The organism is Paenibacillus chibensis, from assembly GCF_004001045.1.
In the GTDB taxonomy this organism is placed as follows: Bacteria; Bacillota; Bacilli; order Paenibacillales; family Paenibacillaceae; genus Paenibacillus_AQ; species Paenibacillus_AQ chibensis.
Genome location: NZ_BIMK01000017.1, coordinates 1 through 14,416, shown reverse-complemented (window position 1 = coordinate 14,416; position 14,416 = coordinate 1). Strand labels below are relative to the sequence as shown.

Genomic DNA, 14,416 nt, shown 5'->3' with positions numbered 1-14,416 from the left:
AGACGTAAAACTGCCTTCTTAACGTTCCCTGCGCGATCTTGGTTTATCCGTCAGCGCATCGCTTCCAGAATGAACCGCTGCAGCAGCGGCCTTGGATTTTTCCAGCGGCTGACCTTGCTGTCTGCGGTGAACACAACAACTGCATCGGCCTCGGGGAAAAGGTAGAGCTGCTGTCCGCCGTGCCCGTGGGCGCAGCTGAAGCTTTGGCCGTTCATTTTGCCTGTCCACCAGCCGAAGCCGTAATCTCCGAAAGCCGGATAGCCGTCCACCTGCGGCTGAAGCGCCTGAGAAAGCCATTCCGGCGGAATGACCTGAGCACCGTTCCATTTACCGCCATTCAGGCAGCAGACGCCGAGCTTGGCCATGTCCCTTGAGGTGAGATACAGGCCGACATGTCCCATGCTGTGCCCTTCGGGACTGGAGGACCAGGCGGCATGCTCGATTCCAAGCGGTCCGAATACATGATCCCTGGCATAAGCAAACGCATCCTGGTCGGTACACTCTGACAAAAGGACCGACAGGAGATGTGTATCGACGCTCCGGTACTGAAATCGTCCGACCATTTCCGGAAGCACGGGCAGGGAAAGAGCGAAGGATGTCCAATGTCTGCTGCGATGAAAACGGTGAATGAGGGGCTCTCCGAGCTTCTTGCCCGTCTGCCACGCGAGCCCGGTGGTCATGGTCAGCAGTCGCCGCAGGGTCAGCGTGTCCTTCAGCTCGGGATGGGTCTGTTTACGGACATACCGCTCCAGCACAGGCAGCAGCGGCTGATCCAGCTCAGGAAGCAGGCCTTGGCCAGCGGCGATGCCCGTTAGAATGGACGTCACGCTTTTGGTGGCCGATCTCAGATCATTCAGCGATCCGCTTTCATGGCCGTTATAGTATTGTTCGTAAATCAGGCTTCCTCCGCGTGCCACAAGAAAACTGCGCATTTTCGGGAAGGAATCCCGAATCTCGGCGTCAGCCTGATCCAGCAGATGCAAGTCGCAGTCCGCTTTTTCAGGCCGCCGATAAGGAATAGACGGGGTCCGGTATAAGGGCGATTTCATCAGCAGCATGCTGCCTTGATCCATGCATTGCACTCCTTTCATGACCGGCCAATGAAGCCCGATCATCCATCATTATTTATTAACTTAACCCAATCCGCCGATGACTAAGATAAGAAGCTTTAAATTCAATGTAAAAAAACTTAATCTATTCATTTTTTTGGAAAGCTGTTTTGTTCAGCAGAATATGATACAATGAAGGGAGTGATTCAGTCTTACCGTCTTGGGGTATGTTATTCATCAGTACCTTAGACGGCAGCCGGGAGCGTTCAGCCCAAACCTAAATAACTAACTGCAAACGACTACTTCTTCATGTCAGGTAAGGTCTTTTCGGCATTCTCTTAATTGGAGCAATCCATTCAAGTGTTTTGGGAGGGAACTATCATGGCAACTAAAGGTCATAACGAAGTTAAAGAAAGTCTGCGGGAAATGACACGGATATTCCGGCCAAAAGATCCGAAGAAATTCGTGAAGGAATACGTCCGGAAATATCATATTATGGGAGGGTACGAAGAAGAGTTAACCTCGGTTGTGGAGCATGAATTGGGAAGAATGAATTCTTCCGTTTCATAATCACTACGTCAAACAATGACATGAAACACATATGATCAACCGCATTCTCGCGAGCCGCTTCGCGAGCTGCGGTTTTTTTGTTTTTGCGTGCGGCTGTACAAGCGCCCTTTCGCATATAGTGTATCATTCCCCGTTTGATGGGCAATACGCGTGAAGCGAGAGGAGCAGCAGCATGGAGATCAGCTTGAAAAGCAGGGAAGAGATCGGATATATGCGGGAGGCGGGCCGCATACTGTCCGCATGCCACCGGGAAATTGCCGCCATGATCGCTCCGGGAGTCATTCCCCTTGCCATTGATGCCTTCGTGGAAGCGTATCTGGCACGGCAGGGCGCCACTCCGGAGCAAAAGGGCTACAGAGGCTTTCCTTTTGCCACCTGTGCCTCGGTCAACGACACCATCTGTCACGGATTTCCGAACGACGTGCCGCTGGCCGAAGGCGATGTGGTAACCATCGATATTGTCGTCAACAAGGACGGTTGGCTTGCCGACTCCGGCTGGAGCTATGGCGTAGGGCGTCTCAGCAGGCCGCTGCAAAAGCTGATGATGAAAACGGAGCAGGCGCTGTATGCAGGGATCGACCAGGCCAGGGTGGGAGCCACGACCGGAGATATCGGACACGCGATCGAAAGGGCAGCACGCAAAGGACGCTACGGCATCGTAAGGCCGCTGGTGGGCCACGGCATCGGCCGGGTCATCCATGAATCGCCGGACGTGCCGAATTACGGCAGGCCGGGAGAAGGCGTGAGACTGGTGGAAGGCATGGTCATTACCGTGGAGCCGATATTCACGCTGGGGCCGACGGGCGCCGTGCTGTGGAACGATGACGGCTGGAGCATTCAGACGGCCGATGGCACGAGCGGCGTGCAGTTTGAGCATACGATCGCCGTGACGGAAGAAGGACCGTTGATTCTGACCCGGCAGGAGCCCTTTTAAGGGCTCTTTTTTTGTGGGAATTTGACGGATTGGTGACGATTCAAAGCTTGGAAAAAGGGGAAATATGAATGAAAGGGAAGAAATGTGGGTATACGAAAAGGGATTACCAAGGTTCCAAACCGAGGGGTGCAAGAGGGGGGAGCAGAGGCGGTGGAAACGATTGCAAACGCTTGTGTGGCGCGACTTTCAGCACTTTTCGAACAATTTGTGAACTAGGTCAGAAACATTGACAAAATAGTACCTTAAACTTATATTAAATAGGTGATTGTTTTAATTGACAGTAGCAATTCATCCGTTATAGCGCAGGTGAATGACCGCCGAATGTGTCTTTGGCGGCGCCTGTGAAAATGTAAAAAGTGGGGTAGATCAATGATGAAACGGTGGCAGGCTGTAAAGCGACTCCTTCCCTTGCTCGCAGTATTTTCTCTGCTTTTAGCCGGGTGCGGCCGCGAGGACTTGTCGGCATTACGACCACAGGGGCCTGTGGCGGAAGGACAATACGATTTGATGAAGCTATCAATCACGATCATGATCGTGGTCCTAATCATCGTATTTGCAATTGCGGTTTACGTTTTGATTAAGTTCCGCAGAAAAAAAGGACAAACAGATGTGCCTGAACAAGTGGAAGGAAACTTCAAGCTGGAGATTATCTGGACTGTAATTCCGCTGATTCTGGTGTTCATTCTCGCCGTTCCTACGGTTCAAAAGATTTTTGCTTTTGGTGATGATCATTATAATGAAAAGGGTTCCGTACAGGTGAAGGTGACTTCGCACCAATACTGGTGGGAGTTCGAATATCCGCAGTACGGCGTGAAAACGGCTCAGGAACTGATGATTCCGACCGGCAAAAACATTGCGTTCGAGCTGAAAACCGCCGACGTGCTTCACTCCTTCTGGGTACCATCCCTGTCCGGTAAAATGGACACGAACCCGGACGGAACGATTAACCGTTTCAGCTTCAGCACGGATAAAGAAGGGGTATACCGCGGTAAGTGCGCCGAGCTTTGCGGTCCTTCGCACGGTCTGATGGAGTTCAAGGTCAAGGCTGTCAGCCCGGATTCGTTTGACAAATGGGTAACGGCCATGAAAGCTCCGGCTGTCTTGCCTAAAGATCAAGCACTGGCTGAAACGTTCAAGAAATCTTGCCTGTCTTGCCACGCTGTAGGTGATCAAGGTGGTCCAGTAGCTCCGAATCTTACAGGCATCGGTTCCCGCGAATCGGTTGCCGGTATCTTGCTGAACGAAGGTCAAGACGGAGGCAAACCGGTGAAGGAAAACCTGAAAACATGGCTTGAAGATCCACAAGCTGTGAAACCGGGCAACAAAATGCCAGCTCCAAAAGATTTGGGTCTGACAGATGAACAAATCGATGGCATTGCCGATTACTTGGCTAACTATAAGTTGAACTATTAATCAGCAACAGCAAGATTTTATAAGAGGGGGTACCAACCTTGGCTCATGCTCATAGTGTCAAGCGCCATAAGGGCTTAATGGATTGGCTTACAACAGTCGACCATAAGAAAATAGCCATACTTTACTTACTGGCTGGCGGTCTGTTCTTCGGAATCGGCGGTATTGAAGCGGTGTTGATCCGCTTGCAGCTGATCAAGCCGATGAACGATTTCGTCTCAGCCCAAACCTTTAACGAACTGATTACGATGCACGGTACGACGATGATCTTCCTGGGCGTTATGCCCGTAATCTTCGCACTGATGAACGCGGTTATTCCGCTGCAGATCGGTGCACGCGACGTCGCGTTTCCGTTTCTGAACTCGCTTGGCTTCTGGACGTTCCTGTTCGGCGGCCTGCTGCTCAACCTGAGCTGGATTATGGGCGGTGCACCGGATGCCGGCTGGACGTCTTATACTCCGCTTTCAACAACGACATACAGCACGACCCACGGTGTCGATTTTTACACCGTCGGCCTGCAGATTGCCGGTCTCGGTACGCTGATCGGGGGCATTAACTTCCTGGCAACGATCATTACGATGCGTGCACCGGGGATGTCCTTTATGAGAATGCCGATGTTTACATGGACTTCCTTCATTACATCCGCGATGATCCTGTTCGCGTTTCCAGCCATTACGGTTGGTCTGGTATTGCTTTCGTTCGACCGGATTTTGGGAGCCAACTTCTTCGAAGTATCCAACGGTGGTAACCCCATCCTTTGGCAGCATATCTTCTGGATATTTGGTCACCCTGAAGTGTATATCCTCATCCTGCCGGCTTTCGGCGTGATTTCTGAGGTTATTCCTACATTTGCACGCAAGCGTCTGTTCGGATACAGTTCCATGGTGTTCGCGACCATCCTGATCGCCTTCCTGGGCTTCATGGTATGGGCTCACCACATGTTCACAACAGGCCTCGGTCCGGTTGCGAATGCGCTGTTCTCCATTGCAACGATGCTGATTGCGGTACCTACCGGTATCAAAATCTTTAACTGGCTGTTCACCATGTGGGGCGGACAGATTCGCTTTACAAGCCCGAACCTGTTTGCGATCGGATTTATCCCTACATTCGTTATGGGTGGCGTTACAGGGGTTATGCTGGCTTCGGCTCCTGCCGACTTCCAGTTCCATGATACCTATTTCGTCGTAGCCCACTTCCACTACGTTATCGTAGGTGGCCTGGTATCCGGCTTGCTCGCAGGCCTGCACTACTGGTGGCCTAAAATGTTCGGCCGCATGCTGAACGAAACGCTGGGCAAACTGTCCTTCTGGTTCTTTATCATCGGTTTCCATCTGACCTTCTTCGTACAGCATTTCTTGGGTCTGATGGGTATGCAGCGCCGCGTATTTACGTATCTGCCTAACCAGGGCTTCGATACGCTTAACATGGTAAGTACCATCGGTGCAATCCTGATGGGTATCGGTATTCTCTTCTTCCTGATCAATGCCATCGCGACGGCATTCAAGCCTAAAGGCGTTGCAGCGGATCCTTGGGAAGACGGACGTACGCTGGAATGGGCGATTCCATCCCCTCCGCCAGAGTACAACTTCAAGCAGACTCCGCTCGTTCGCGGCATCGATGCTTTGTGGAAAGAGAAAATGGCTGGCAACAAAGGCATGACTCCGGCAGAACCGCTTGGACCGATTCATATGCCTTCGCCAACGATCCTTCCTTTCGTGATGTCTGTAGGTATTTTCATCGCCGGTCTTGGATTCATGTTCAGTAAAGAGGATTTCTCGAATTCCTTTATGAGCCTGATTTTCAACAACTGGATTGTCGTGATTATCGGCTTGCTGATCACTTTCGGTTCCATGCTGCTGCGTTCCCTGTATGACGACCACGGCTGGCATATCGAAGTGGAAGAGCTGGAAGAAGAGGGGGTAAAAGCATGAGTGCAACGCACGCAGAAACGGTAGACGGCAAACTGCCTCACGAACCCGAAAAAGCGACGTTGGAAGGCCGCAATAAAGTGCTCAGCTTCTGGCTCTTCCTTGGTGGAGAGGCCGTGCTGTTCGGTACCCTGTTCGCGACATTTCTGGCGCTTCGCAATCAAACCAATGAGGGGCCTACTGCAAATGAGCTCTTTCATTTTTCTACAACAGCCTATGCGACCTTGATCCTGCTCGTCAGCAGCTTGACCAGTGTGTTCGCCGTTCAGGCGATGCACCGTCATAAAGTCACTGCGCTTCGCGTATGGTTGATGATTACCGTTCTTTTGGGCCTTGGCTTCCTTGGCCTCGAGATTTACGAGTTCACTGATTATGTGACTGCCGAGAAATTCGGAATGACAACGAGTGCGTTCTCCTCGGCGTTCTATACGCTGGTCGGCTTCCACGGAGCGCACGTTGCTTTCGGTGTGCTATGGATTTCGATCCTGATCGGACAGCTGTTCAAAAAAGGATTGACGGTCGTAACGGCGCCTAAGGTTTATGTGTCGGCAATGTATTGGCACTTTATCGACGTCGTGTGGGTATTCATCTTTACGGTTGTTTACCTGCTCGGAAAGGTGGGCTAAAACATGACTTCTGCAGATCATCAGGCGACTCATGACGTGGTGAAACATAGCGAACGTCATGAGGGACCCCAAAAGCATATTATCGTTTTCGTTCTATCTATTGTTCTGACAGCCATCGCGTTTGCAGCCGTCGCTGCAGGCGGTGTGAACGCCGCGTTTACAGTGCTGCTGCTGCTCGTTATGGCGGTGATCCAGGTTCTGGTGCAGATGGGTTACTGGATGCACTTGAAGGACCGGGGGCATATGATGCCGATCATCTTCATGCTTGGCGGGTTCTTCGTAGCCGGTACAGCGATTGTCACAGCATTGTATTGGGTTTGGTGGTAAAATAGAGAAAGAGGCGGGCTGTAGCCCCCTCTTTTTTTCAATGAAACAGGGATGTCACAAATTCGACAGATATGCGTCTGCCTGAGAGGAGGTTTTAACATGCTGGGGTTAGAATATTTTAGCTTTAGCGCTTTGTTCAGTCCGTTATTTCTGGCTTTTATGCTGATCGTGACGGCTGCTTATTTTCTTGTTATCGGACCCCTAAGTGAGAGGTTCGAAGGCGCTGAACCTGTGTCCATAAGCAAAAAGATCAGCTTCGTCTGCGGTATGTTGATCTTGTACCTTGCTCAAGGCGGACCGATCAGTCTGCTGGGGCATTTGATGTTTACGTTTCATATGACAACGATGGCACTGTCCTATCTGGTAGCGCCGCCGCTGCTCATGATGGGGATACCGGCATGGCTCTGGAGAGCGTTCCTCAAGGTGAATCCGTTTAAAAAGCTCGGGTTCTTTTCCCGGCCTGTGGTAGCGGCAGTCTTATTTAACGGATTATTCTCCTTCTATCACTTTCCTGCGGTGCATGACTATGTGATGCTGCATTTTGCGGTTCACCGGATTTATTATCTGGTCTTGTTCATTGCAGCGATCCTGATGTGGTGGACCTTGATCAATCCGCTCCCGGAAAAGGACAAAATATCGGGGCTTGCGAAGATCGGCTTCATTTTCCTGAACATGGTGCTGCTGACACCGGCCTGCGGTCTGATTATTTTCTCCACCAAACCGATGTACGCAACATACAGCGATCCGAATACCTGGGCCCAGGCTATGGGATACTGTGTATCCGGAGATCCGTCGAAGCTGCTTCAATCGTTTGGCGGTCCAACGTTTTTCAACATCATGAGCACAAAGGTAGATCAGCAGGTTGGCGGAATCGTCATGAAATTCATTCAGGAGTTTATCTTCGCATCCATGCTCGGAAAAGTATTTTTCCAATGGTATAAATCGGAGAATAAAGAAGACGATGATATCACGCCGGCTGAATTCAGCGAAGGATCACTGAACAGGGCGTAAGCTGATGTATCCGAAGTAAGGAGGATTTCCATGGATTTATACATGCTGATGCCGACCATCAGCACATCGTTTATTGTCATCAGTGCGATTCTGGTGGCAATTGGCTGGGTGCTCATTATTCAAGGCAAACGAGATGCCCACAAAAAGGTGATGATCTGCGGCGCGATTGCCGCGCTGCTCTTTTTCATCATCTACGTGTCCAGAACGGCCTTTGTAGGAAACACTTCCTGGGGCGGCTCGGACGAGCTTAAGGTGTATTATCAGATATTTCTGATTTTCCACATCACGCTGGCAACCGTGGCTGCCGTATTCGGCATTACCACTCTGGTTCTGGCCTTCAAGGAGAAATTCTCGAAGCACCGGAAATGGGGAAGAGTGACGGCGACGATCTGGTTTGTAACGGCGATTACCGGCGTAGCGGTTTATGTCTTGCTCTACGTGCTGTATCCGGGTGGACATACGAAGCCGGTATGGGATGTTATACTCGGGGCGTAGACCCGAACAGCAGCATGATCCCGCGAATAGGCGGTTCACAAAAGACCTTTTCAGATGTCTGCATGCAGGCATAGGGAAAAGGTCTTTTTGTGTTTGCCGTTACATAATAGTATCTGGGCGGATGTTCATGGGTCCGCCGCATCATTTTTTGAAGGAGTGGATGGGATACCTAACTTTTTCTCGCTATTTGTATGTTCTTGGACCTGGAATGTGGGTATTAAATAAGGAACGCCAAAAAATAAACGGTAACTTTTTGTGTACCAATCACGTTTAAAGTTTATAAGGGTGAACCTCAAAATCACTGAAAAGGTCCGGGAATCCACATGAAACGTATCGGCTTTATGAAACAGGGGAGTTGGAGGGGCAGACGCATTGCAATCGCGGTGGCTGCAGTATTGACACTGCTGTTCACGACCTCGCTTTCCCATCCCAAGGAGATGTCGGCAGATGAGCAGCATGAAGCAGGGCACAATCAGACTTCGGCAGATCTTAAGCCCGGAAATGATTCAGCGCCCGGTTCTGCCGGGAATGAGCCCGAAAGTGAAAGCAAACAGCCTGCGGTGCAATGCGGCGTGCTGAAGCTGGAGCAATCTTCAGAAAAAGGCATCAGGCAGATTCCGCTCTACTGCATAACAGGCAAGTTCTTCGGTGAAGACGTACCTAACAATATTCCCCACAGGGAATTTCCGGTGATGAAGGATATCTCGCTGCCGGCTGAGGAGCTTACGCGGTGGGGAGCCTTTTTCCTGAATGAGGGCAGCAGCCACGGCTATCTACTGCTTGCTCCGCGGAACTGGGAAGTCGCCACGGCCGAAACCGGGATGGACGGTTCGGTCAAAATTGAAATGAGGGATCCTGCCAATCCCCGAATGCACCTGACCTATCTGGATGTCGGAGCTTGCCAGGGATGCGCGATCGGGAAGATCGGCAGCTATTTTCCGAATATGCAGAAGTGGGCGGATGAAAAGGGATTTATGCCAGAGCCGCTGGCGTTTGAGAGCAGAACGGAGCTGAACGGTCACTTGGTCCGGTACACGCTGAACAAGGAAAATGAGCCTTACCGAACCACAGGTATGGCATACCGGCAGGTCGAGCAGAACAACACGCAGTTTACGATGCTGGAGCTTGAGGCACCTGAGGATAAGGCGGAAATGACCCAGGCCATGCTCGATTTTTTCGCCAAGCATCCTTCGATGTTCGTTTATTGATGAATAGGAGATGAGATAAGACCCGAAGTCTAAAGGACTTTGGGTCTTTTTGGGTTGTGTGCAGGCAAAACATAAAATTTTCCATAAAAAATAGGTGCTGCCTATTGCATGATGGATCATCACACTATATACTGTGTATAAAGATATACACAGTAAGCACACCGAACGGGTGCATATACACACCTTCAAGTACTTAGTTGAGCGGGGGAGAATCGTTTGGAAAACACGAAGAAGGCATGGTCCATGATCGTTAAGGATTTAAGGGGCGAGAAGAAATATTTTGTATGGACGATCATCTATGCCGCTTACATGGCTTTTACGTTCGGTATGGGAGTCCGCGCACAGATGGAATCTCCCCAAGTCGCAAGCCCGGTGTTCGACGGTTTGTTCCTGCTGCTGATTCCGATGCTGGGATTCTACTTCTCCCGAAGATCCTTCAAATACTTAAGCGAGGATTCATATACGCAGATGCTGGCTTATTTCCGGGCGCTGCCGATCCCCGACCACGTCGTGATCGCATACCGGCTGATGCAGATTTTCCTGGCCTTCCTTTTTAATGGCATCATTTTTTTCGGCCTGATGTACTGGATTGCTACACCGGTTCGAAGCGAAATGTCGGTCGCAGGTTACCTGGCGCTAGCCCTCACCTGGATTGGATACGGCATAATGATGTCCGGAGCGTATATGTACTTTGAATTTTCGAAACACGGCAAAGCCTATTTTAGATCAACCCTGATTTTGTTAGCCGAGGCGGTCATCGGGGCGTTGCTGGTTAAAATATGCGGCGGTAACCTGCTGCTCTACTCGTTTGAGGAGTCGGCGCGCTGGCGACTGTTGTCGCCCTTGATGTGGATCACGCTGGCTGCGGCGGCGGCAAGCCTCATAATCTTCTCGAGAATAACACTTCGTAAGCTCAGAAGCAGAGATCTGGTGTAAGAGTTATGAATATATGAACGCTTTAATAAGAAGCAAGAGGTGAGGTGCGAAAGGTGTGGATTCCTATACAGCTGAATGAAAATAGCGCTGAACCGCTCTACCATCAGATCGAATCCCAGTTAAGATCGCTGATCATCAGCGGACAAATCAAGGAGGGAACCCTTTTGCCATCGATCAGGGAATTCGCCGGAGGATTAAACTGCAGTGTTATTACGGTTCGCCGGGTGTATCAGGACCTGGAGAGCGAAGGGCTGCTGCGGACGAAGCAGGGAACCGGGACATTTGTCGCTAAGGTCGGAGATTCACAGCGTGAAGTATTCAGACGGGAAGCGGTTGAAGAGGCGCTGAGTTCCGCAGTCGATGTCGGCCTATCCATTAAAGTGGAGGAGGAAGAGCTGAAGCAGCTTTTTTTACGAATATTGCACAGCAAGTACCATCCGGAAAAGGGAGAGGGGCCGGCATAGATGGAACGTATCGCCATAGAAATGAAAGGTATCGAGAAAAAAATGCGGCGGAAGCTCATTGGACCCATCGATCTCAAGCTGCCTCAAGGTTATGTGATCGGGCTGATCGGAGAGAACGGCTCGGGCAAAAGCACGCTCATGCATATGATGCTGAAAATCATCTATCCCGACCGGGGCGGCATTTCCTGGTTCGGCGAGAGCTACCCGCAGGAAATTCCATGGCAGGTGCGGTGCCAGATCGGTTTTGTCTCGGAGAAATCCAGCAGCGAAGAAGACAATCTGACCGCCGAGGAAGCGGCGGAATTCCGCGCACAGTGGTATCCCGCTTGGGACCAGACGTATTTTGAAGAGCTGCTGGGGAAATTCAAGGTGCCCCGGAACATTAAGCTGAAGAAAATGTCCAAGGGAGAGCGGCGCAAATATGAAATTTCGGCCGCCCTCGCCCCGAAACCCAAACTGCTGCTGCTGGATGAGCCGTCGTCGGGCCTGGACCCTTTCGCCTGGAAGCTGATGATCGACGAGCTGCGCAGCTACATGGAATCGGGCGAAGCGACGATCCTGCTGTCCACCCATATCGTGGATGAAGTGAAAAGATTGGCGGACTATGTCATGCTTCTGCATCACGGGAAGCTGCATGGCATGGCGGAGAAAGACAGCCTGATGGACAACTGGAAAGAGGTGTGGGTCAATGGAAGCCCGGATCTCGCCGAGGATTTGCCGGGAATTATCCAGCTTCAGCAGGATATACAAGGCGTATTGCGGATGATAACAACGGAGTGCCAAGCGACAGAACGGATTTTACAGGACTCGGGCATAGCCGTCTTGAAGACAAGGACGCTCGAGCTTGATGAAATATTAAGCCTATGGCTAAAAGGCCATCTGCCTGCGGGAACGCAGTCGGGGAAAGGGGAGTAAACATGGTAGCGTTGCAACTGGATCATGTATTCAAGCAGTACGGTGAGAAGACGGCGGTCAACAATATTTCACTGCAGGTGGAGCAGGGGGAGATCTACGGGCTGCTCGGAGCCAACGGAGCGGGCAAGACGACGACAATGCGGATGGTGCTCGGGCTCATCTACCCGGATGGAGGCGATATCCGTTATCACGGCAAGCCTTACAGCGTTGAACTGACGCGGGTCATGGGATATTTGCCGGAAGAACGGGGTTTGTATCCGAAGGTTAAGATAAGCGATCAAATCATCTATCTGGCCCGCCTGCGCGGCATGTCCAAGCTGGATGCGGACAAGAGCCTGCGTTATTGGCTCGACCGCTTCGAAGTACCGGAATATTACGATAAACGGATTGAAGAGCTATCCAAGGGCAATCAGCAAAAGATGGGCTTTATCGCCGCGATCGTTCACAAACCGCAAATTTTGATTCTGGACGAAGCGTTCAGCGGTCTGGATCCGGTCAATGTGGAGCTGCTGAAGGTCACGGTAAAAGAGCTCCGGGATAGCGGAACGAGCATTTTGTTCTCGACCCACCGCATGGAGCATGTCGAGGAGCTGTGCCGCCGCATTACGATCCTTCATCGGTCGAATACGGTCGTGCAGGGTGATATCAGGGAAATCAAGAGCCGTTATCCGCGCGAGGAAGTGATCCTGTATACACAAGGACAAGTGAACCGTCTGGATTCCATTCCGGGGGTAAAATCAGTGGAGTCAGTAGAACGAGGCTATCATATTCACATCAGTACACCGGATACGGCCCAGTTGATCCTGCAGCACGCGATGGCGGAAACGACAGTCGAACGCTTCGAGATCAAGGAGCCGACGCTGAACCAAATCTTTATTCAAGAGGTGGGGGAGTCCAATGAATAGCAATTTGGGAACCATTATCGGGTTTACGTTTAAAAATAAAGTCAAAACAAAATCCTTTCTCATTACGACGCTGGTGCTGGCGATATTGATTACGATCGGGATGAACCTTCCGTACCTGATCAAGCAATTCAGCGGAGGGGATGACGGTAAGGCGAAGCAGATCGGCCTGTTGGTCGGCAGTCAGCAGGAAACGGCGGCGGAGCTTCAGAAATACGCGGAAGCGGCCGGCAGCAAGGATTATGCATTCGTTCCCTATGCGGGAAGCAGCGAGGACGCGCTGAAACAGGACGTCAAGGACGGGAAACTGGAAGGCTACGTCACATTTGAGGAAGACCCTGCGAACAAGTCCTTTCCCAAGGTGGTCTATGCAGGGGAAGGGGATATGAGTCAAAGCCTGGGCACCTATCTGCAGGGAGCGCTGCAGAACGTCAAGACGACGATGATCACGAAGGATTCCTTGACGGCCGAGCAAATCTCCGCACTAAATCAACCGGTATCCTTCAGCTCGCTGGATATATCCGATAACGCCAAAGCAAGCTCAGGCAAAGACGCGGAAAAGGACCGGAATCAGAAAATCATGAATTACGTAACCGTGTACTTCCTGATGATCTTGTTCTTCAGCTCCAACATGATGACAGGCAATATGATCGCAGCGGAAATTACCGCCGAGAAAAGCTCGCGCATTATGGAAATTCTCATCACGAGCGTGAAGCCGTTGCATCAGATGTTCGGCAAAATCATCGGCATTTTCCTGGTGGGAATCGTTCAGATTGCAGCCTTTGGCGTCGTGATCGGAGCCAACCTGATGCTGCCGAATAACGTCGGCATGCTGGATGAATTCCACCTGAGCCTGGCAGATATCAATATGGAGGTACTGCTGTACGGCTTGGCCTTCTACATCTTTGGATACTTCCTGTTCGCGGTGCTGTATGCAGCCATCGGTTCCATGGTCAGCCGTACCGAGGAGCTGGGGCAAGCGGTTATGCCGATTACAATGCTTGGCCTGGCTGCGTTCTACATCGGTATTTTCAGCATCAATACCCCGGGCAGCATGCTGATCAAAGTGACGAGCTTCATCCCATTCACAGCGCCGACCGCCATGCTGGTTCGCATTGGCATGGGTGAGGTACCGGTATGGCAGATTTTGATCTCGCTTGCGCTGTTGATCGTGTCGATACTCGTGTTCGGCTGGCTGTCCGCTAAAATTTATCGCACGGGCGTTCTGATGTATGGCAAACGTCCATCGTTCAAAGAGCTCCGCAAGGCGATGAAAGCATATAAGATCTAAGCGTGAGTTCCCACACTTTGAAGTCGGAGGGTATTCCAATGAGTAAAAAAGTATTTCAATACGTCATGGCCGCAGGCATGCTGATGATCGTCGGGCCGCTGGTGCTGAAGCATACCGGCGTGGTTATGAATGATTTTACGGATGGACTGCTGACCGGAGCGGGCATGGGCTGCGTGCTGCTGGGGCTGATCAAGATGCCGCGTAAGGCTGCAGAGAAGTAATGCAGCGGATGGAATCACCGAATATTGGCTCGATGCACACATAAGACGGCAACAACCCGACGTGCAATGACAGATGCGCACTCTGGTTGTCCCGCAGCTGTTATTAATAAAAGAGAACCTATCCGATTC

16 protein-coding genes are annotated in these 14,416 nt (G+C 51.2%); 15 read left to right on the top strand and 1 reads right to left on the bottom strand.

Annotated elements, in window-relative coordinates; all coding sequences use genetic code 11:
* Positions 1-50: 50 nt before the first annotated feature.
* Positions 51-1,073, bottom strand: coding sequence for a serine hydrolase domain-containing protein (locus PCH05_RS14440; protein WP_127603413.1), 1,023 nt, complete (start codon positions 1,071-1,073; stop codon positions 51-53).
* 357 nt (positions 1,074-1,430) lie between these two features.
* Here PCH05_RS14440 and PCH05_RS14435 point away from each other — a divergent pair, with 357 nt between their 5' ends.
* The 15 genes from PCH05_RS14435 (at position 1,431) to PCH05_RS14365 (ending at position 14,287) form a co-directional block, all read left to right on the top strand.
* Entirely contained in the window at positions 1,431-1,619 is a 189-nt protein-coding gene (locus tag PCH05_RS14435) for a hypothetical protein (protein ID WP_036651115.1), read from the top strand.
* Between the two features lie 172 nt (positions 1,620-1,791).
* On the top strand, positions 1,792-2,553 hold the full coding sequence (map, locus tag PCH05_RS14430) for a type I methionyl aminopeptidase (protein ID WP_127603107.1): 762 nt from the start codon (positions 1,792-1,794) through the stop codon (positions 2,551-2,553).
* A 369-nt stretch (positions 2,554-2,922) separates the two neighbouring features.
* On the top strand, positions 2,923-3,966 hold the full coding sequence (coxB, locus tag PCH05_RS14425) for a cytochrome c oxidase subunit II (protein WP_127603106.1): 1,044 nt from the start codon (positions 2,923-2,925) through the stop codon (positions 3,964-3,966).
* A gap of 77 nt (positions 3,967-4,043) precedes the next feature.
* The gene (gene ctaD, locus PCH05_RS14420; protein WP_127603411.1) at positions 4,044-5,894 is read left to right on the top strand and encodes a cytochrome c oxidase subunit I; all 1,851 of its coding nucleotides are present in this window, start codon (positions 4,044-4,046) and stop codon (positions 5,892-5,894) included.
* Positions 5,891-6,517 (top strand): cytochrome c oxidase subunit 3, encoded by a 627-nt coding sequence (locus PCH05_RS14415; protein ID WP_127603105.1) that lies wholly within the window; start codon positions 5,891-5,893, stop codon positions 6,515-6,517. Before ctaD ends, PCH05_RS14415 begins: the two co-directional genes overlap by 4 nt.
* A 3-nt stretch (positions 6,518-6,520) precedes the next feature.
* The gene (locus PCH05_RS14410) at positions 6,521-6,844 is read left to right on the top strand and encodes a cytochrome C oxidase subunit IV family protein (RefSeq protein ID WP_127603104.1); all 324 of its coding nucleotides are present in this window, start codon (positions 6,521-6,523) and stop codon (positions 6,842-6,844) included.
* A 99-nt stretch (positions 6,845-6,943) separates the two neighbouring features.
* Positions 6,944-7,855: a cytochrome c oxidase assembly factor CtaG gene (ctaG, locus tag PCH05_RS14405; RefSeq protein ID WP_127603103.1), complete on the top strand. Its 912-nt coding sequence runs from the start codon at positions 6,944-6,946 to the stop codon at positions 7,853-7,855.
* Positions 7,856-7,885: 30 nt separating this feature from the next.
* The gene (locus PCH05_RS14400) at positions 7,886-8,350 is read left to right on the top strand and encodes a DUF420 domain-containing protein (protein ID WP_127603102.1); all 465 of its coding nucleotides are present in this window, start codon (positions 7,886-7,888) and stop codon (positions 8,348-8,350) included.
* A gap of 383 nt (positions 8,351-8,733) precedes the next feature.
* On the top strand, positions 8,734-9,558 hold the full coding sequence (locus tag PCH05_RS14395; RefSeq protein ID WP_164766651.1) for a DUF4850 domain-containing protein: 825 nt from the start codon (positions 8,734-8,736) through the stop codon (positions 9,556-9,558).
* Between the two features lie 216 nt (positions 9,559-9,774).
* On the top strand, positions 9,775-10,494 hold the full coding sequence (locus tag PCH05_RS14390; RefSeq protein ID WP_127603100.1) for a hypothetical protein: 720 nt from the start codon (positions 9,775-9,777) through the stop codon (positions 10,492-10,494).
* A gap of 53 nt (positions 10,495-10,547) precedes the next feature.
* Positions 10,548-10,958, top strand: a complete 411-nt coding sequence (locus tag PCH05_RS14385; RefSeq protein ID WP_127603099.1) for a GntR family transcriptional regulator — start codon at positions 10,548-10,550, stop codon at positions 10,956-10,958.
* Positions 10,959-11,873: an ATP-binding cassette domain-containing protein gene (locus PCH05_RS14380; RefSeq protein ID WP_127603098.1), complete on the top strand. Its 915-nt coding sequence runs from the start codon at positions 10,959-10,961 to the stop codon at positions 11,871-11,873.
* 2 nt (positions 11,874-11,875) lie between these two features.
* Positions 11,876-12,778, top strand: a complete 903-nt coding sequence (locus PCH05_RS14375; protein ID WP_127603097.1) for an ABC transporter ATP-binding protein — start codon at positions 11,876-11,878, stop codon at positions 12,776-12,778.
* Complete coding sequence (locus PCH05_RS14370) at positions 12,771-14,066, top strand: ABC transporter permease (protein WP_127603096.1); 1,296 nt, start codon at positions 12,771-12,773, stop codon at positions 14,064-14,066. Before PCH05_RS14375 ends, PCH05_RS14370 begins: the two co-directional genes overlap by 8 nt.
* Positions 14,067-14,104: 38 nt before the next feature.
* A complete protein-coding gene (locus tag PCH05_RS14365; protein ID WP_127603095.1) occupies positions 14,105-14,287 on the top strand; it encodes a hypothetical protein in 183 nt (60 codons plus the stop codon).
* Positions 14,288-14,416: the final 129 nt, after the last annotated feature.

Bases quoted from the DNA above. Each gene is read 5' to 3' on its own strand.
- PCH05_RS14440 (WP_127603413.1), bottom strand. From the start codon at position 1,073: ATGGATCAAGGCAGCATGCTGCTGATGAAATCGCCCTTATACCGGACC.
- PCH05_RS14435 (WP_036651115.1), top strand. From the start codon at position 1,431: ATGGCAACTAAAGGTCATAACGAAGTTAAAGAAAGTCTGCGGGAAATG.
- map (WP_127603107.1), top strand. From the start codon at position 1,792: ATGGAGATCAGCTTGAAAAGCAGGGAAGAGATCGGATATATGCGGGAG.
- coxB (WP_127603106.1), top strand. From the start codon at position 2,923: ATGATGAAACGGTGGCAGGCTGTAAAGCGACTCCTTCCCTTGCTCGCA.
- ctaD (WP_127603411.1), top strand. From the start codon at position 4,044: ATGGATTGGCTTACAACAGTCGACCATAAGAAAATAGCCATACTTTAC.
- PCH05_RS14415 (WP_127603105.1), top strand. From the start codon at position 5,891: ATGAGTGCAACGCACGCAGAAACGGTAGACGGCAAACTGCCTCACGAA.
- PCH05_RS14410 (WP_127603104.1), top strand. From the start codon at position 6,521: ATGACTTCTGCAGATCATCAGGCGACTCATGACGTGGTGAAACATAGC.
- ctaG (WP_127603103.1), top strand. From the start codon at position 6,944: ATGCTGGGGTTAGAATATTTTAGCTTTAGCGCTTTGTTCAGTCCGTTA.
- PCH05_RS14400 (WP_127603102.1), top strand. From the start codon at position 7,886: ATGGATTTATACATGCTGATGCCGACCATCAGCACATCGTTTATTGTC.
- PCH05_RS14380 (WP_127603098.1), top strand. From the start codon at position 10,959: ATGGAACGTATCGCCATAGAAATGAAAGGTATCGAGAAAAAAATGCGG.
- PCH05_RS14375 (WP_127603097.1), top strand. From the start codon at position 11,876: ATGGTAGCGTTGCAACTGGATCATGTATTCAAGCAGTACGGTGAGAAG.
- PCH05_RS14370 (WP_127603096.1), top strand. From the start codon at position 12,771: ATGAATAGCAATTTGGGAACCATTATCGGGTTTACGTTTAAAAATAAA.
- PCH05_RS14365 (WP_127603095.1), top strand. From the start codon at position 14,105: ATGAGTAAAAAAGTATTTCAATACGTCATGGCCGCAGGCATGCTGATG.